Here is a 16,047-nt window from a genome sequence, read left to right as displayed (position 1 = left end):
AGGTGATTTATGACTTACGTAATTGTTCATGCTCTTGCACCGATTTTCGTCATCATGCTGCTGGGATTCTGGGCCGGTAAGGCAAAGATGGTCGATAACAAAAATGTTTCCCTGCTGAATATCTTCGTGATGGATTTTGCACTCCCGGCCGCGCTATTCAGCGCCACCGTGCAAACCCCGTGGACCGGCATCGTGGCGCAGTCGCCGCTGATCCTGGTGCTCACCCTGGCGATGTGGATCACCTATGCGGTCATCTACTTCCTCGCGACAAACGTATTTAAAAAATCCCCGCAAGATGCGGCCGTGCTGACGCTTACCGTCGCCTTGCCAAACTACGCGGCGCTTGGCCTGCCGATTCTGGGCAGCGTGCTGGGCGAAGGCTCTTCAACGTCGCTGTCCGTGGCGGTCTCCATCGCCTGTGGTTCAGTGCTGATGACCCCGTTCTGCCTGCTGATTCTGGAGCGTGAGAAAGCGCGCGCCGAAGGCAATAACTCCGGTTCAACGCTTTCCATGCTGCCGGTGCTGATGTGGCGCTCCATTAAAAAACCGATCGTGATGGGCCCGCTGTTGGGTGTGATCCTGTCCGCTATCGGCATCACAATGCCGGAGCTGGTGCTGGCGGCGATTAAACCGCTGGGACTGTCCGCGACCGCTGCGGCGCTGTTCCTGACCGGCGTGATCCTCTCCGCGCGTAAGCTTCAGATCAACACCATGGTGATCACTTCTACTATCGCCAAGCTGCTGATCCAGCCAGCGATTGCCTGGGGTATCGTTTTAATCTTCGGTCTGCACGGCTCCGTGGCTATCACCGCCATCCTGATGATTGCGCTGTCTGCGGGCTTCTTTGGCGTGGTGTTCGGTAACCGCTTTGGCGTGCAGTCGCCGGATGCTGAAGCCGTGCTGCTGTTGAGCTCCATACTGTGTATCCTGTCGCTGCCGCTGTTTATCTCGCTGACTTCAGGAATGTAATCATGACCACAACATTACGCCCACACGACCTCATCTGGCTTACCGCGCGCGACGCCCTGGAAGGGATTACTGAATCCTGGGTGGACGCGGCCTGGCATACCGGGCTACCGGTAGTGGTACGGCGTGATGTTGATAATGAAGGCCGTATTCCCGTTGGCGTGCGCGGATTGCGCCGCGACCAGCGGGCGGCCGGATGGGTGAAGCCTGAGAACGTGTTGCGCGTGGCGTCGCCCGAAGATTTGAGCGTTGCCGCCGACCTGCTGCGTTCGCCGTTTATCACCCAGCCGCCGGTTCAGGTGGCGCTTCAGCTTGCGCAGCAGTCATGGCCGTGGACGTGGGGGATAACCGGCAGTACGGGTTACGCGCTGGCGACCGGCATTCCGGTGATCCACGCCGACAGCGATCTCGATCTGCTGATCCGCGCCCCGTGTACCGTTTCCCCTGAGGCGTTTACTGACTGGCAGGCTCAGCTCAGTCGTGCGTTGTGCCGGGCGGATACACAGGTGGATACGCCCGAGGGCGGATTCGCGCTGGCGGAATGGTTACGCGACGGCAAAACGCTGTTAAAAACGCAATATGGGCCGCGCCTGGTGGCGGATCCATGGCACAGGGAGGAGTAATGAAAATACTGTTTACCTTTCCAGGGCAGGGCACACAGCATGAAGGTATGCTGCAAAACCTGCCGGGAACAGAGCTGGAGCAGGCCCGTGCTGTGCTGGGGGCGGAAGTCGATACCCTGGACAGCGCATCCTCGTTAACCCACACCCGCGCGGTTCAGCTTTCGCTGTTGATTGCAGGCGTGACCTGGGCGCGCGAGCTGGAACGTCGCGGCGTGTCGCCGGATATTGTCAGCGGTCTGTCCATTGGCGCTTATCCTGCGGCGGTTATCGCCGGTGTGCTGGACTTTACGGACGCGCTGAAGCTGGTGGCGCTGCGCGGCGATCTGATGGAGCAGGCGTATCCCCACGGCTACGGCCTGACGGCGATAATGGGGTTGACCCTGCCCCAGGTGGAAAACCTGATTCAGGGGACAGGAACCTATATCGCTAACCTGAACGCCGAAACGCAGATCGTGATTGCCGGAGCCGATGACGGCATGGCGCAGGTAGCCGAACGCGCGCTGGCGAAGGGCGCGAACAAGGCCAAACGGCTGGCGGTAAGCGTACCGTCGCACTGTGAACTGCTGGCGGAACCGGCGCAGAAGCTGGCCGCAGCGTTTGAATCAGTCACGCTTTCACGCCCCCGCTGCGCGTACCTGAGCGGCAGTACCGGGCGCGTGCTTTGGCAGCCAGAGAAAATTGCCGACGACCTGGCGATGAATATGGCGCGAACCGTGCGCTGGCAGGAGGCGGTGATTTCCGCTAACGAGCGCGAAGCACGTCTGGCGATTGAGATGCCGCCAGGGGGTATTCTGACCTGTCTGACGCGGCAGGCGGCGTGGGAAGGCGAATCCATTTCGCTGGAGCGCAGCGGAGTGGACGTGGCGGTGCATCTGGCGGGTCGGCTTCAGCGGTGACTTTTTGCCCGGTAAGCGTAGCGCCACCGGGCAATAACATCAGGCACTATCCTGCAAACTTCTGGCATACATCCGCCCTTCCGCGGCCAGCGCCCGCAGGCTCGGATCCTGCTCGCGGTTGCGGGCAAAGACGATCGCAATCAGCTGCTGCATCTGGTACGGCTGCGCCAGCTTCAGTAGCTGCACCGAATTTTCGTACACTTTCTTCATCCTGCCCGGCATCAGCGTAAACCCGACCCCCGCCTGCACCAGGCTCAGCATCGAGAAGATATCGTTCACGCGCGTCACAATCTCCGGCTCGAAACCGGCGATATGAAACGCTTCCTGAAACCCGGCGTAAGTGGCGAACCCTTCCGCGAGGGCGACAAACTTCTGATCTTTATAATCACGCAGATCGGCGGGGCCGCTGGTATTCAGCGTGGCAGAAGCCGGTGCGGCAAGGAAAATATCGTCATGGAACAGAGGAAGCACTTCGAGGCTGTTACGGTCGATATCGCTTTCGGAAATAGAGATTAAAATCGCATCCAGCGATCCCTCATCCAGCATATGGAGCAGGGTTTCGTTCGAGCCCATCGTCAGATCCATCTCCAGATCCGGACGGCGCAGCTTCATGCCCATTATCAGGCGCGGCACGGTTTCCAGCGTCAGCGAGTAGAGCGTGCCGACGCGCAACCGTCCCTGGCCGATACCGGCGATCTTGCGCGACTCTTCCAGCCCGCGCTCCATCACCTGCATCACCTCCTGACAATACTCCAGCAGCGTCCATGCGGAGGGGAGGGCAATCAGGTTACGCCCTTTGTGAGCAAAGAGCGGGCAGCGGACGTTCTCTTCGAGGGTATGCAGCGCGCGGTGCACGCTGACACCGCTCAGGCCGAGCGTTTCGGCGGTACGTGCGATATTGCCCTTCTCCATGAACGTCATGAAGATGCTGAGCTTACGGAATGTAATCTCGCTCGTGGTATCGAAGCTCATAACCCTCCCGGCGTGTTAGTCGGCTTGCAGCATCGCTTCCAGCTGTTCCTGCGCGTCCAGCCATGCCATTTCGCACTCTTCGAGGCTGGATTTGGTTTTCGCCTGAGTTTGCAGACAGTCCGTCAGCTCCGCTTTGCGGCTCTGATCGTACAGTTCGCTGTCGCCCAGCTTCTCTTCGACGGCAGCAAGCGTGGCGTTGAGCTTTTCCATCTCTTTTTCGAGGCGGGCAATCTCTTTACGCAGCGGTTGCGTCTGGGTGCGCAGCTCCGCTTCACGGCGCTTCTGGTCTTTACGCGCCTGGGCGCTGTTGGCGTTGTCTTTCGCTGACTCTTCCGGCTGGTTTTCCTGCTTCTGCACGTCCGTCAGCCACTGCTGGTAGTCTTCCAGGTCGCCGTCAAACGGTTCGACTTTGCCGCCGTGTACCAGATAGAGATCGTCGGTGGTGGAGCGGATCAGGTGGCGATCGTGCGACACGACAACCAGCGCCCCTTCGAACTCAATCAGCGCTTCGGTCAGCGCCTGACGCATGTCGAGATCGAGGTGGTTGGTTGGTTCATCAAGCAGCAGCAGGTTTGGACGCTGCCAGACGATCAGCGCCAGTACCAGACGCGCTTTTTCACCACCGGAGAAACGCGCTGTATTTTCAGTCACCTTATCGCCCTGGAAGCCAAAGCCGCCGAGGTAGTCGCGCAGCTTCTGCTCCATTTCCTGCGGCGCCAGGCGCGCCAGGTGCTGGATCGGCGATTCATCCGCGCGTAAAAATTCCAGCTGATGCTGGGCGAAGTAGCCAAGCTTAATGCCCTTCGCCAGGCCGATTTCGCCGCTGACCGGGTTAAGCTCGCCCGCCAGCAGCTTGATCAGCGTGGATTTACCGGCGCCGTTACGCCCCAGCAGGCCAATGCGTGAACCCGGCACCAGGTTAAGCTTAATAGAGTCGAGAATAATGCGATCGCCATAGCCTGCGCTCACTTTTTCCATTTTCAGCAGCGGATTCGGCAGGCTCTCCGGCTCGCGGAAACTGAAGTGGAACGGGTTATCCACGTGCGCGGGGGCGATCATCTCCATGCGTTCCAGCATCTTGATGCGGCTCTGCGCCTGCTTGGCTTTTGACGCCTTGGCCTTGAAACGATCCACAAAGCTTTGCAGGTGCGCTACGCGCTGCTGCTGGCTTTCATACATCGCCTGCTGCTGGGCAAGGCGCGTCGCGCGCTGGCGTTCGAAGGAGCTGTAGTTGCCGGTGTACTCGAACATGCTTTGCTGTTCGATATGAATGATTTTATCCACCACCGGATCGAGGAAGTCGCGGTCGTGGGAGATCAGAATCAGAGTGCCCTGATAGCTCTTGAGCCACTTCTCCAGCCAAATAACCGCATCGAGATCGAGGTGGTTGGTGGGTTCATCGAGCAGCAGGAGGTCGGAGCGGCAGATCAGCGCCTGCGCCAGGTTGAGGCGCATACGCCAGCCGCCGGAGAAATCGCTCACCGGGCGTTCAAGCTGTTCGTTGCTGAAACCCAGGCCGTGCAGCAGGCTGGAGGCGCGGGAGCGAATGGTCCAGGCATCGATGGCGTCCAGCTTGCCGTGGACGGTGGCGATGGCGTGGCCGTCGTTGCGTTCGTTGGCGGCGTTGAGTTCTGCTTCGAGCTTGCGGTATTCACGGTCGCCGTCGATAACATAGTCGAGCGCGGGTTCGCTCAGTGCGGGCGTCTCCTGGTTCACCCAGGCGAGCTGCCAGTTGCCCGGGAAGGTAAAGTTACCGCCATCCGCGCTTATCTCGTTTTTCAGCAGTGCCAGCAGGGTGGATTTACCGCAGCCGTTTTTGCCGACCAGCCCCACTTTCTGGCCCGGGTTGATGGTAGCAGTCGCGTTATCCAGCAGGACGCGCACGCCGCGACGAATTTGTAACGAGGAGAAAACAATCATAGAAGCGCCGTATGTTCCGACTATGTTAATTTGTCATTATGATAATGTAAGGTGTGGGCCATTTTCCCCACCGGGCCGCCATGGTAGCCCAAAACGACAACAATACACAAAAACAGAACCGGGAGGGGAATGATGTCTCAGACAGCGAAAGTGCTGCTGCTATATGCCCATCCGGAATCACAGGACTCGGTGGCGAACCGGGTGCTGCTTAAGCCGGCCACACAGCTAAGTAACGTAACGGTGCACGATCTCTACGCGCACTATCCCGATTTTTTTATCGATATTCCTTACGAGCAGGAACTGCTGCGTCAGCACGACGTGATTGTGTTCCAGCATCCGCTTTATACCTACAGCTGTCCGGCACTGCTGAAAGAGTGGCTGGACCGCGTGCTGAGCCGGGGCTTCTCCAGCGGGGTGGGGGGCAACCAGCTGGCGGGAAAGTACTGGCGGAGTGTCATTACCACCGGTGAGCCGGAAAGCGCTTACCGTCACGACGGGCTGAACCGTTACCCCATGAGCGACATTCTGCGGCCGTTTGAGCTGACGGCGGCGATGTGCCGTATGCACTGGATGAGCCCGATTATTATCTACTGGGCACGGCGGCAGGATCCGAAAGCGCTGGCGAGCCATGCCAGGGCCTATGGCGAATGGCTGGCGTCACCGATTCCGGCGGGAGGACGCTAATGGACGGTTCGAATTTACTCCTTGCCGGGGTGCTGTTTTTGTTCGCCGCCGTCGTCGCGGTCCCGCTTGCCGCGCGTCTCGGCATTGGCGCGGTGCTGGGTTATTTGCTGGCTGGGATAGCCATTGGCCCCTGGGGGCTTGGGTTTATCAGCGATGTGGATGAAATTCTCCACTTCTCTGAACTGGGCGTGGTCTTCCTGATGTTCATCATTGGCCTTGAGCTGAACCCCTCCAAGCTGTGGCAGCTGCGGCAATCTATTTTTGGCGTCGGGGCGGCGCAGGTGTTACTCAGCGCGGCCATTCTCGCGGGACTGCTGATGTTGACGCAGTTTTCCTGGCAGGCCGCGGTGATTGGCGGGATCGGTCTTGCGATGTCGTCGACGGCGATGGCGCTTCAGCTGATGCGCGACAAAGGGATGAACCGCAACGAGGCGGGGCAACTGGGCTTTTCGGTGCTGCTGTTCCAGGATTTAGCGGTGATCCCGGCGCTGGCGCTGGTGCCGCTGCTGGCGGGATCCGGAGACGATCATTTCGACTGGATGAAGATCTCCATGAAGGTGCTGGCCTTCGCGGGGATGCTGATCGGCGGACGGTTTTTACTGCGTCCGGTATTCCGGTTTATTGCAGCATCCGGCGTGCGCGAGGTATTCACCGCCGCAACGCTGCTGCTGGTGCTTGGCTCAGCGCTGTTTATGGATGCGCTGGGGCTGTCGATGGCGCTTGGGACGTTTATCGCCGGGGTGCTGCTTGCGGAAAGCGAGTACCGCCACGAGCTGGAGACCGCCATCGATCCGTTTAAGGGGCTGCTGCTAGGGCTGTTCTTTATCTCGGTGGGTATGGCGCTTAATCTTGGCGTGCTCTATACCCATCTGCTGTGGGTTATTGCGAGTGTCGCCGTGCTGGTGGCGGTCAAAACGCTGGTGCTGTATCTCCTCGCGAGGATTTACGGGCTGCGCAGCTCGGAAAGAATGCAGTTTTCCAGCGTGTTAAGCCAGGGGGGAGAATTTGCGTTTGTGCTGTTTTCCACGGCGTCGTCTCAGAAGCTGTTCAAAGATGACCAGATGGCGCTGCTGCTGGTGACGGTCACGCTGTCGATGATGACCACCCCGCTGCTGATGAAGCTGGTGGACAAACTGCTGTCGCGCCGCCTGAATCCCGCAGACGATGAAGACGAAGCGCCGTGGGTGGAAGATGATAAACCGCAGGTGATCGTTGTGGGCTTTGGTCGCTTCGGACAGGTGATTGGTCGCCTGTTGATGGCAAATAAAATGCGCATTACGGTGCTGGAGCGCGATATCAGCGCCGTCAACCTGATGCGCAAATATGGTTATAAGGTGTACTACGGCGATGCGACGCAGCTTGAGCTGTTGCGCTCGGCGGGCGCAGAGGCTGCGGAGTCCATCGTCATCACCTGCAACGATCCGGAAGACACGATGAAGCTGGTGGAGCTGTGCCAGCAGCATTTCCCGCATCTGCATATTCTGGCGCGTGCGCGTGGACGTGTGGAGGCTCACGAACTTTTGCAGGCGGGTGTGAAACACTTCTCCCGCGAAACCTTCTCCAGCGCGCTGGAGCTGGGACGCAAGGCGCTGGTTTCGCTGGGTATGCATCCTCATCAGGCGCAACGCGCCCAGATGCATTTCCGCAGGCTGGATATGCGAATGCTGCGTGAACTGATGCCCGTGCACAGCGACACGGCGCAGATCTCCCGCGTGCGGGAAGCGCGTCGCGAACTGGAGGAGATCTTCCAGCGTGAGATGCAACAGGAACGACGCCAGCTCGACGGCTGGGATGAATTTGAATAAAGGGTAACGAAAGATGGCTGTACGTAAACGCTTTATCGCGGGCGCAAAATGCCCATCCTGCCAGGCGCAAGATACGCTGGCCATGTGGCGTGAAAATAATATCGATATCGTTGAATGTGTTAAGTGCGGTCACCAGATGCGTGAGGCCGACAAAGAAGCCCGCGATCATGTTCGCAAAGAAGAGCAAGTGATCGGCATTTTTCATCCAGACTAGCGATATGCTCTGAGTTTTTTTAAGCTTAAGGGTACACGGGTGCAGATTTCCGCTACAATCTGCGCCAGCAATTTTCCCACGCTCAGGAGATATCATGAAAGTAGCAAAAGACCTGGTGGTCAGCCTGGCCTATCAGGTACGTACAGAAGACGGTGTGTTGGTTGATGAGTCTCCGGTGAGTGCGCCGCTGGACTACCTGCATGGTCACGGTTCCCTGATTTCCGGCCTGGAAACGGCGCTGGAAGGCCATGAAGTTGGCGACAAATTCGACGTTGCTGTAGGCGCGAACGACGCTTACGGTCAGTATGACGACAACCTGGTTCAGCGCGTTCCTAAAGACGTATTCATGGGCGTTGACGAGTTGCAGGTTGGCATGCGCTTCCTGGCGGAAACTGACCAGGGTCCGGTTCCGGTTGAAATCACTGAAGTTGAAGACGACCACGTTGTGGTTGACGGCAACCACATGCTGGCGGGTCAGAACCTGAAGTTCAACGTAGAAGTTGTTGCGATCCGTGAAGCGACTGAAGAAGAGCTGGCTCATGGCCACGTTCACGGTGCGCACGGTCACGACCATGACCACGATCACGGCCATGACGGCTGCTGCGGTGGTCACGGCCACGACCATGGTCATGACCACGGCCACGGTAAAGGTGGTTGCGGTAACGGCGGCTGCGGTTGCCACTGATTCCGTACTCCGGAAAATAAAAAAGCGGGATAATCCCGCTTTTTTTACGCCTCAATAATGAGGTGGTGGCGTCTCTTCTGACTGAGAGGCAATGTTTGACGGCTGCGTGGCCTTCAGCTTTTCCGTCAGCAGGCGCATGTGATCGCGCAGTTTTGCCATTTCAAGCTCATGGGCCGTCACGGTCTGGTTCAGTTCTTCGATGGTGATGTCCTGAAAAGCCAGGCGGCTTTCCAGCTCAGCCAGTCTCGCTTCGATCGTTGTATCCTTCATCATTCACCTCGTTTATCTGTCGTTCGCCATAATGGACCAGCGGCGGCGAAGTTTAGCTGACTTTTTCCTTAAGTACAGTATCCATCTCCCTGACAAGAAACTTATTTAAACAAAAATAGTCTGAAAAGAAGCGACATTCGGGGGAGTCTGTCTGTAGATTTCTTCCACAACGTTTTATAGTACGTCACTCATTTACGTTTAACACTGGGGTGAGAGACCTCAGGTCCTGGAGATATGGATGAAATCACTGTTTAAAGTTACGCTGCTGGCGACCACTATGGCTGTAGCGCTCAATGCGCCGCTGTCTTTCGCTGCTGATACTGCTGCGAAGCCTGCTGCGACTACAGACAGCAAAGCGGCATTCAAAAATGACGACCAGAAATCCGCCTACGCACTTGGCGCGTCTCTGGGTCGTTACATGGAAAACTCTCTGAAAGAACAAGAGAAACTGGGCATCAAACTGGACAAAAACCAGCTGATCGCAGGGGTCCAGGATGCGTTCGCAGACAAGAGCAAACTGTCTGACCAGGAAATCGAGCAGACTCTGCAAGCGTTTGAAGCGCGCGTGAAAGGCGCCGCTCAGACCAAGATGGAAGCAGATGCTAAAGATAACGAAGCGAAAGGCAAAGCCTACCGCGACAAGTTCGCTAAAGAGAAAGGCGTTAAAACGTCTTCTACTGGCCTGATCTATAAGGTTGAGAAAGAAGGTACTGGCGACGCGCCTAAAGACAGCGACACCGTTGTGGTGAACTACAAAGGTACGCTGATCGACGGTAAAGAGTTCGATAACTCTTATACCCGTGGTGAGCCTCTCTCCTTCCGTCTGGATGGTGTGATCCCGGGCTGGACCGAAGGCCTGAAGAACATCAAGAAAGGCGGTAAAATCAAGCTGGTCATCCCACCGGATCTGGCTTACGGCAAAACCGGCGTTCCGGGTATCCCGGCTAACTCCACGCTGGTATTTGATGTAGAACTGCTGGACATCAAACCGGCGCCGAAAGCGGATGCGAAAACAGACGCACCGGCTGACGACAAAGCCGCAGCAGCTAAGAAGTAATGCTGAAAAAAACCGCCGCCTTTACAGGCGGCGGTTTTTTTATTGTGGGGCAGATATAATTAACACTGGAAAGCGTTATACACGCTGTATTAATTTAGTTGTCCGTGTAGATAATGAGCCTGCCCTGAAAACCTAACGACAGGCTCCTGAAAAGGAGTGTTTTTTTCATGTCCAGGTCGCTTTTAACCAACGAAACCAGTGAACTTGATTTGCTGGATCAACGTCCATTTGACCAGACCGACTTCGATATTCTGAAATCCTACGAAGCGGTAGTGGACGGGTTAGCGATGCTCATTGGTTCCCACTGCGAAATCGTATTGCATTCCCTGCAAGATCTTAAGTGTTCCGCTATCCGCATTGCGAATGGTGAGCACACTGGCCGTAAAATTGGTTCGCCAATCACCGACCTTGCATTGCGTATGTTGCATGACATGACCGGCGCGGACAGCAGCGTCTCAAAATGCTATTTCACCCGCGCCAAAAGCGGCGTGCTGATGAAATCAGAAACGATCGCGATTCGAAACCGCGAACACCGGGTAATCGGTTTGCTGTGCATCAACATGAACCTTGATGTGCCATTCTCGCAAATCATGAGCACCTTCATCCCGCCAGAAACGCCGGACGTGGGCTCATCGGTGAACTTTGCTTCTTCGGTTGAGGATCTCGTGACCCAGACGCTGGAGTTCACCATTGAAGAGGTGAATGCCGATCGCAACGTATCCAATAACGCCAAGAATCGTCAGATCGTCCTGAACCTCTATGAGAAAGGGATTTTTGATATCAAAGATGCCATCAACCAGGTGGCCGATCGCCTGAATATCTCCAAACACACGGTTTACCTCTATATTCGCCAGTTCAAAAGCGGCGACTTTCTGGGACAAGACAAGTAATGCGTTTTGCGTTAATGGTGACGGGCCCGGCGTACGGTACCCAGCAGGCCAGCAGCGCGCTACAGTTTGCCCATGCGCTGCTTGATGCCGGTCATGAACTGGCAAGCGTCTTCTTCTATCGTGAAGGGGTCTATAACGCGAACCAGTTTACGTCCCCGGCGAGCGATGAGTTTGACCTTGTGCGCGCCTGGCAAAAATTAAACGAAACGCAGGGCGTTGACCTGCATATCTGCGTCGCGGCGGCACTGCGTCGCGGCGTGACGGATGCGACCGAAGCCGAACGCCTTGGTCTGGCGGGGGCTAACCTGCAACCGGGCTTTTCCCTCAGTGGTCTAGGTGCCCTGGCACAGGCGGCGTTGACCTGCGACAGAGTGGTGCAATTTTGATGAAGCGCGTAGCGTTTGTTTTTACTTCTGCGCCGCATGGCAGCGCTTCAGGCCGGGAAGGGCTGGATGCATTGCTCGCGACATCGGCATTAACCGAAGATATCGGCGTCTTCTTTTTAGGCGATGGCGTATTCCAGCTTCTTGCAGGCCAACAACCGCAGGCCATTCTTGCGCGCGACTACATTGCGACCTTTAAAGTTCTGCCGCTCTATGACATTGAAACCTTCTATGTGTGCGCCGACTCGCTGGCCGCGCGTGGGTTAAACGAGATAACACCGTTCGTGCTGGACGTGACGATCCTGACATCTGCTGCGCTGCGCGAACAACTCTCTCACTACGATACCGTTCTGACTTTCTGAGGCTGTCATGCTCCATACCCTGAGCCGTTCACCGTGGCAATGTGATATCGACACGTTACTGAGCATGCTGCGCGAAGGTGATGATCTGCTGCTGATTCAGGATGGCGTGCTCGCGGCGCTTGAAGGCAGCCGTTTTGTTGAAATCCTCGCGAATGCCCCCATTACAGTCTCTGCGCTGAAAGAGGATCTGGATGCGCGGGGTCTTTCTGGTCAAATTTCAGCCAAAATTGACGTGGTTGGCTATACTGATTTCGTCAATCTTACTGTGACGCACGCCAGTCAAATGAACTGGTGATTTGAGATCGCTGTATATTTCTTGACACCTTTTCGACGTAGCCCTAAAATTTCGCGTCCTCATATTGTATGAGGTCGTTTTATTACGTGTTTACGAAGCAAAAGCTAAAACCAGGAGCTATTTAATGGCAACAGTTAACCAGCTGGTACGCAAACCACGTGCACGCAAAGTTGCAAAAAGCAACGTGCCTGCGCTGGAAGCCTGCCCGCAGAAACGTGGCGTATGTACTCGTGTATATACCACCACTCCTAAAAAACCAAACTCCGCACTGCGTAAAGTATGCCGTGTGCGTTTGACTAACGGTTTCGAAGTGACTTCCTACATCGGTGGTGAAGGTCACAACCTTCAGGAGCACTCCGTGATCCTGATCCGTGGCGGTCGTGTTAAAGACCTTCCGGGTGTTCGTTACCACACCGTTCGTGGTGCGCTGGACTGCTCAGGTGTTAAAGACCGTAAGCAGGCTCGCTCCAAGTACGGCGTGAAGCGTCCTAAGGCTTAATGGTTCTCCGTTAAGTAAGGCCAAACTGATTTATCTTAATGTCAAACTAAACTCGTAGAGTTTTGGACAATCCTGAATTAACAACGGAGTAATCCCATGCCACGTCGTCGCGTCATTGGTCAGCGTAAAATTCTTCCAGATCCGAAATTCGGATCAGAACTGCTGGCAAAATTTGTAAATATCCTGATGGTAGATGGTAAAAAATCTACCGCAGAAGCAATCGTATACAGCGCGCTGGAGACCCTGGCTCAGCGTTCTGGTAAAAATGAACTGGAAGCCTTCGAAGTCGCTCTCGACAACGTGCGCCCGACTGTAGAAGTTAAGTCTCGCCGCGTTGGTGGTTCTACTTATCAGGTTCCAGTTGAAGTTCGTCCGGTTCGTCGTAATGCTCTGGCAATGCGTTGGATCGTTGAAGCTGCTCGTAAACGCGGTGATAAATCCATGGCTCTGCGTCTGGCGAACGAACTTTCTGATGCTGCGGAAAACAAAGGTACCGCAGTTAAGAAACGTGAAGACGTTCACCGTATGGCAGAAGCCAACAAGGCGTTCGCACACTACCGTTGGTAATCCCTTCGGAGTCGTAGTCACCAGGCGGGCGCTTCAGAGAAGCCGCCCGCTCTGGGTAACTTAACTGAACGCCTAAAGATATAAACGAGGAATCAAATGGCTCGTACAACACCCATCGCACGCTACCGTAACATCGGTATCAGTGCGCACATCGACGCCGGTAAAACCACTACTACCGAACGTATTCTGTTCTACACCGGTGTAAACCATAAAATCGGTGAAGTTCATGACGGCGCAGCCACCATGGACTGGATGGAACAGGAGCAGGAGCGTGGTATTACTATCACCTCCGCAGCGACTACTGCATTCTGGTCAGGTATGGCTAAGCAGTACGAACCGCATCGCGTAAACATCATCGACACCCCAGGGCACGTTGACTTCACCATCGAAGTAGAACGTTCCATGCGTGTTCTTGACGGCGCGGTAATGGTTTATTGCGCAGTTGGTGGTGTTCAGCCACAGTCTGAAACCGTATGGCGTCAGGCAAACAAATATAAAGTTCCACGCATCGCGTTCGTTAACAAAATGGACCGTATGGGTGCTAACTTCCTGAAAGTTGTTGGCCAGATCAAAACCCGTCTGGGCGCGAACCCTGTTCCGCTTCAGCTGGCAATTGGTGCTGAAGAAGGCTTCACCGGCGTTATCGACCTGGTGAAAATGAAAGCCATCAACTGGAACGAAGCAGATGCGGGCGTTACCTTCGAATACGAAGATATCCCGGCAGAGATGCAGGACCTGGCTGACGAATGGCACCAGAACCTGATCGAATCCGCAGCAGAAGCTTCTGAAGAGCTGATGGAAAAATACCTGGGTGGTGAAGAACTGTCTGAGCAAGAGATCAAATCTGCTCTGCGTCAGCGCGTTCTGAACAACGAAATCATCCTGGTAACCTGTGGTTCTGCGTTCAAGAACAAAGGTGTTCAGGCGATGCTGGATGCGGTAGTTGACTACCTGCCATCCCCGATTGACGTTCCTGCGATCAACGGCATCCTGGACGACGGTAAAGATACTCCGGCTGAGCGTCACGCAAGTGATGAAGAGCCATTCTCTGCACTGGCGTTCAAAATTGCTACCGACCCATTCGTGGGTAACCTGACCTTCTTCCGCGTTTACTCTGGTGTGGTTAACTCCGGTGACACCATCCTGAACTCCGTGAAAGCGGCGCGTGAACGTTTTGGCCGTATCGTACAGATGCACGCTAACAAACGTGAAGAGATCAAAGAAGTTCGTGCGGGCGACATCGCTGCTGCTATCGGTCTGAAAGACGTGACCACTGGTGACACTCTGTGTGACCCGGATCACCCGATCATTCTGGAGCGTATGGAATTCCCTGAGCCGGTAATCTCCATCGCAGTTGAACCAAAAACCAAAGCTGACCAGGAAAAAATGGGTCTGGCTCTGGGCCGTCTGGCGAAAGAAGACCCATCATTCCGTGTATGGACTGATGAAGAATCTAACCAGACCATCATCGCTGGTATGGGTGAACTGCACCTGGACATCATCGTTGACCGTATGAAGCGTGAATTCAACGTTGAAGCGAACGTGGGTAAACCTCAGGTTGCTTACCGCGAAGCGATTCGCGCGAAAGTTACCGACGTTGAAGGTAAACACGCTAAGCAGTCTGGTGGTCGCGGTCAGTACGGTCACGTTGTGATCGACATGTACCCACTGGAGCCGGGCTCTAACCCGAAAGGTTACGAGTTCATCAACGACATCAAAGGTGGTGTAATTCCTGGCGAATACATCCCTGCCGTTGATAAAGGCATCCAGGAGCAGCTGAAAGCTGGTCCTCTGGCTGGTTACCCGGTTGTAGACATGGGTGTTCGTCTGCACTTCGGTTCTTACCACGACGTTGACTCCTCTGAACTGGCGTTTAAACTGGCTGCGTCTATTGCCTTTAAAGAAGGCTTTAAGAAAGCAAAACCAGTTCTGCTTGAGCCGATCATGAAGGTTGAAGTAGAAACTCCTGAAGAGAACACCGGTGACGTTATCGGTGACTTGAGCCGTCGTCGCGGTATGCTGCGTGGTCAGGAATCCGAAGTAACTGGCGTTAAGATCCACGCTGAAGTTCCGCTGTCTGAAATGTTCGGATATGCAACTCAGCTGCGTTCTCTGACCAAAGGTCGTGCATCATACACTATGGAATTCCTGAAGTATGATGATGCGCCGAACAACGTTGCTCAGGCCGTTATCGAAGCCCGTGGTAAGTAATCCACAGGATTAAAACCTAAGTCCCGTGCTCTCTCCGAAGGGGAGAGCACTATAGTAAGGAATATAGCCGTGTCTAAAGAAAAATTTGAACGTACAAAACCGCACGTCAACGTTGGTACTATCGGCCACGTTGACCATGGTAAAACTACCCTGACTGCTGCAATCACTACCGTACTGGCTAAAACCTACGGCGGTGCTGCTCGTGCTTTCGATCAGATCGATAACGCACCAGAAGAAAAAGCTCGTGGTATCACCATCAACACCTCTCACGTTGAGTATGACACCCCGACTCGCCACTACGCACACGTAGACTGCCCAGGCCACGCCGACTATGTTAAAAACATGATCACCGGTGCTGCGCAGATGGACGGCGCGATCCTGGTTGTTGCTGCGACTGACGGCCCTATGCCTCAGACTCGTGAACACATCCTGCTGGGTCGTCAGGTAGGCGTTCCTTACATCATCGTGTTCCTGAACAAGTGCGACATGGTTGATGACGAAGAGCTGCTGGAACTGGTAGAGATGGAAGTTCGTGAACTGCTGTCTCAGTACGATTTCCCAGGCGACGACACTCCAATCGTTCGTGGTTCCGCGCTGAAAGCGCTGGAAGGCGAAGCAGAGTGGGAAGAGAAAATCATCGAACTGGCTGGCTACCTGGATTCTTACATCCCAGAACCAGAGCGTGCGATTGACAAGCCATTCCTGCTGCCAATCGAAGACGTATTCTCCATCTCCGGTCGTGGTACCG

Annotated in this window: 19 protein-coding genes; 16 read left to right on the top strand and 3 right to left on the bottom strand. The window is 55.3% G+C overall.

What is annotated here, in order from left to right; all coding sequences use genetic code 11:
• Positions 1-9: 9 nt before the first annotated feature.
• The 3 genes from ACOTX4_RS19125 to mdcH are packed head-to-tail and all read left to right on the top strand — an operon-like array spanning position 10 to position 2,485.
• Positions 10-969 (top strand): AEC family transporter, encoded by a 960-nt coding sequence (locus tag ACOTX4_RS19125; RefSeq protein ID WP_023314938.1) that lies wholly within the window; start codon positions 10-12, stop codon positions 967-969.
• A gap of 2 nt (positions 970-971) precedes the next feature.
• Positions 972-1,589 (top strand): malonate decarboxylase holo-ACP synthase, encoded by a 618-nt coding sequence (locus tag ACOTX4_RS19120; RefSeq protein WP_045330103.1) that lies wholly within the window; start codon positions 972-974, stop codon positions 1,587-1,589.
• The gene (mdcH, locus tag ACOTX4_RS19115) at positions 1,589-2,485 is read left to right on the top strand and encodes a malonate decarboxylase subunit epsilon (protein ID WP_045330106.1); all 897 of its coding nucleotides are present in this window, start codon (positions 1,589-1,591) and stop codon (positions 2,483-2,485) included. Before ACOTX4_RS19120 ends, mdcH begins: the two co-directional genes overlap by 1 nt.
• 39 nt (positions 2,486-2,524) lie before the next feature.
• Here mdcH and ACOTX4_RS19110 read toward each other — a convergent pair whose 3' ends face one another.
• Together ACOTX4_RS19110 and ACOTX4_RS19105 are read right to left on the bottom strand one after the other, a co-directional pair.
• Positions 2,525-3,457, bottom strand: coding sequence for a LysR substrate-binding domain-containing protein (locus ACOTX4_RS19110; RefSeq protein WP_023323815.1), 933 nt, complete (start codon positions 3,455-3,457; stop codon positions 2,525-2,527).
• A gap of 15 nt (positions 3,458-3,472) precedes the next feature.
• The gene (locus tag ACOTX4_RS19105; RefSeq protein WP_003861684.1) at positions 3,473-5,377 is read right to left on the bottom strand and encodes an ABC transporter ATP-binding protein; all 1,905 of its coding nucleotides are present in this window, start codon (positions 5,375-5,377) and stop codon (positions 3,473-3,475) included.
• Between the two features lie 129 nt (positions 5,378-5,506).
• Here ACOTX4_RS19105 and kefG point away from each other — a divergent pair, with 129 nt between their 5' ends.
• From kefG to slyD, 4 genes are all read left to right on the top strand, one after another.
• On the top strand, positions 5,507-6,061 hold the full coding sequence (gene kefG, locus ACOTX4_RS19100; RefSeq protein WP_059288194.1) for a glutathione-regulated potassium-efflux system ancillary protein KefG: 555 nt from the start codon (positions 5,507-5,509) through the stop codon (positions 6,059-6,061).
• Entirely contained in the window at positions 6,061-7,866 is a 1,806-nt protein-coding gene (gene kefB / locus ACOTX4_RS19095) for a glutathione-regulated potassium-efflux system protein KefB (RefSeq protein WP_003861688.1), read from the top strand. The genes kefG and kefB overlap by 1 nt, the downstream gene beginning before the upstream one ends.
• A 13-nt stretch (positions 7,867-7,879) precedes the next feature.
• Positions 7,880-8,080 carry a YheV family putative zinc ribbon protein gene (locus ACOTX4_RS19090; RefSeq protein ID WP_003861689.1) on the top strand — a complete coding sequence of 67 codons (201 nt, stop codon included), beginning with the start codon at positions 7,880-7,882 and terminating at the stop codon, positions 8,078-8,080.
• 94 nt (positions 8,081-8,174) lie between these two features.
• Positions 8,175-8,765: a peptidylprolyl isomerase gene (gene slyD, locus ACOTX4_RS19085; RefSeq protein WP_003861691.1), complete on the top strand. Its 591-nt coding sequence runs from the start codon at positions 8,175-8,177 to the stop codon at positions 8,763-8,765.
• Positions 8,766-8,816: 51 nt separating this feature from the next.
• Here the strand turns inward: slyD and ACOTX4_RS19080 are convergent, their stop codons facing one another.
• On the bottom strand, positions 8,817-9,035 hold the full coding sequence (locus ACOTX4_RS19080; protein ID WP_003861693.1) for a protein SlyX: 219 nt from the start codon (positions 9,033-9,035) through the stop codon (positions 8,817-8,819).
• Between the two features lie 238 nt (positions 9,036-9,273).
• Here ACOTX4_RS19080 and fkpA point away from each other — a divergent pair, with 238 nt between their 5' ends.
• The 9 genes from fkpA to ACOTX4_RS19035 all read left to right on the top strand — a co-directional run.
• Positions 9,274-10,092 carry an FKBP-type peptidyl-prolyl cis-trans isomerase gene (fkpA, locus tag ACOTX4_RS19075; protein ID WP_003861695.1) on the top strand — a complete coding sequence of 273 codons (819 nt, stop codon included), beginning with the start codon at positions 9,274-9,276 and terminating at the stop codon, positions 10,090-10,092.
• Positions 10,093-10,259: 167 nt separating this feature from the next.
• On the top strand, positions 10,260-10,982 hold the full coding sequence (locus ACOTX4_RS19070) for a helix-turn-helix transcriptional regulator (protein ID WP_003861697.1): 723 nt from the start codon (positions 10,260-10,262) through the stop codon (positions 10,980-10,982).
• Positions 10,982-11,368, top strand: a complete 387-nt coding sequence (gene tusD / locus ACOTX4_RS19065) for a sulfurtransferase complex subunit TusD (RefSeq protein WP_003861699.1) — start codon at positions 10,982-10,984, stop codon at positions 11,366-11,368. The genes ACOTX4_RS19070 and tusD overlap by 1 nt, the downstream gene beginning before the upstream one ends.
• Positions 11,368-11,727: a sulfurtransferase complex subunit TusC gene (tusC, locus tag ACOTX4_RS19060; RefSeq protein ID WP_023323813.1), complete on the top strand. Its 360-nt coding sequence runs from the start codon at positions 11,368-11,370 to the stop codon at positions 11,725-11,727. The genes tusD and tusC overlap by 1 nt, the downstream gene beginning before the upstream one ends.
• A gap of 7 nt (positions 11,728-11,734) precedes the next feature.
• Positions 11,735-12,022, top strand: a complete 288-nt coding sequence (gene tusB / locus ACOTX4_RS19055) for a sulfurtransferase complex subunit TusB (protein ID WP_015571409.1) — start codon at positions 11,735-11,737, stop codon at positions 12,020-12,022.
• 124 nt (positions 12,023-12,146) lie between these two features.
• Positions 12,147-12,521 carry a 30S ribosomal protein S12 gene (rpsL, locus tag ACOTX4_RS19050; RefSeq protein WP_000246815.1) on the top strand — a complete coding sequence of 125 codons (375 nt, stop codon included), beginning with the start codon at positions 12,147-12,149 and terminating at the stop codon, positions 12,519-12,521.
• A 96-nt stretch (positions 12,522-12,617) separates the two neighbouring features.
• Positions 12,618-13,088: a 30S ribosomal protein S7 gene (gene rpsG, locus ACOTX4_RS19045; protein ID WP_003861706.1), complete on the top strand. Its 471-nt coding sequence runs from the start codon at positions 12,618-12,620 to the stop codon at positions 13,086-13,088.
• Positions 13,089-13,184: 96 nt separating this feature from the next.
• Positions 13,185-15,299, top strand: coding sequence for an elongation factor G (gene fusA, locus ACOTX4_RS19040; protein WP_022651946.1), 2,115 nt, complete (start codon positions 13,185-13,187; stop codon positions 15,297-15,299).
• Positions 15,300-15,368: 69 nt separating this feature from the next.
• A partial coding sequence (locus ACOTX4_RS19035) for a GTP-binding protein (protein ID WP_171963674.1) occupies positions 15,369-16,047 on the top strand: 679 nt, incomplete at its 3' end.

This window comes from Enterobacter cloacae complex sp. IR5459, assembly GCF_049238005.1.
Lineage (GTDB): Bacteria > Pseudomonadota > Gammaproteobacteria > Enterobacterales > Enterobacteriaceae > Enterobacter > Enterobacter hormaechei_C.
This window is presented reverse-complemented; position numbering and strand designations above follow the sequence as displayed.

Coding starts and splice junctions, on each gene's coding strand:
- ACOTX4_RS19125 (WP_023314938.1), top strand. CDS start 10: ATGACTTACGTAATTGTTCATGCTCTTGCACCGATTTTCGTCATCATG.
- ACOTX4_RS19120 (WP_045330103.1), top strand. CDS start 972: ATGACCACAACATTACGCCCACACGACCTCATCTGGCTTACCGCGCGC.
- mdcH (WP_045330106.1), top strand. CDS start 1,589: ATGAAAATACTGTTTACCTTTCCAGGGCAGGGCACACAGCATGAAGGT.
- ACOTX4_RS19110 (WP_023323815.1), bottom strand. CDS start 3,457: ATGAGCTTCGATACCACGAGCGAGATTACATTCCGTAAGCTCAGCATC.
- ACOTX4_RS19105 (WP_003861684.1), bottom strand. CDS start 5,377: ATGATTGTTTTCTCCTCGTTACAAATTCGTCGCGGCGTGCGCGTCCTG.
- kefG (WP_059288194.1), top strand. CDS start 5,507: ATGATGTCTCAGACAGCGAAAGTGCTGCTGCTATATGCCCATCCGGAA.
- kefB (WP_003861688.1), top strand. CDS start 6,061: ATGGACGGTTCGAATTTACTCCTTGCCGGGGTGCTGTTTTTGTTCGCC.
- ACOTX4_RS19090 (WP_003861689.1), top strand. CDS start 7,880: ATGGCTGTACGTAAACGCTTTATCGCGGGCGCAAAATGCCCATCCTGC.
- slyD (WP_003861691.1), top strand. CDS start 8,175: ATGAAAGTAGCAAAAGACCTGGTGGTCAGCCTGGCCTATCAGGTACGT.
- ACOTX4_RS19080 (WP_003861693.1), bottom strand. CDS start 9,035: ATGAAGGATACAACGATCGAAGCGAGACTGGCTGAGCTGGAAAGCCGC.
- fkpA (WP_003861695.1), top strand. CDS start 9,274: ATGAAATCACTGTTTAAAGTTACGCTGCTGGCGACCACTATGGCTGTA.
- ACOTX4_RS19070 (WP_003861697.1), top strand. CDS start 10,260: ATGTCCAGGTCGCTTTTAACCAACGAAACCAGTGAACTTGATTTGCTG.
- tusD (WP_003861699.1), top strand. CDS start 10,982: ATGCGTTTTGCGTTAATGGTGACGGGCCCGGCGTACGGTACCCAGCAG.
- tusC (WP_023323813.1), top strand. CDS start 11,368: ATGAAGCGCGTAGCGTTTGTTTTTACTTCTGCGCCGCATGGCAGCGCT.
- tusB (WP_015571409.1), top strand. CDS start 11,735: ATGCTCCATACCCTGAGCCGTTCACCGTGGCAATGTGATATCGACACG.
- rpsL (WP_000246815.1), top strand. CDS start 12,147: ATGGCAACAGTTAACCAGCTGGTACGCAAACCACGTGCACGCAAAGTT.
- rpsG (WP_003861706.1), top strand. CDS start 12,618: ATGCCACGTCGTCGCGTCATTGGTCAGCGTAAAATTCTTCCAGATCCG.
- fusA (WP_022651946.1), top strand. CDS start 13,185: ATGGCTCGTACAACACCCATCGCACGCTACCGTAACATCGGTATCAGT.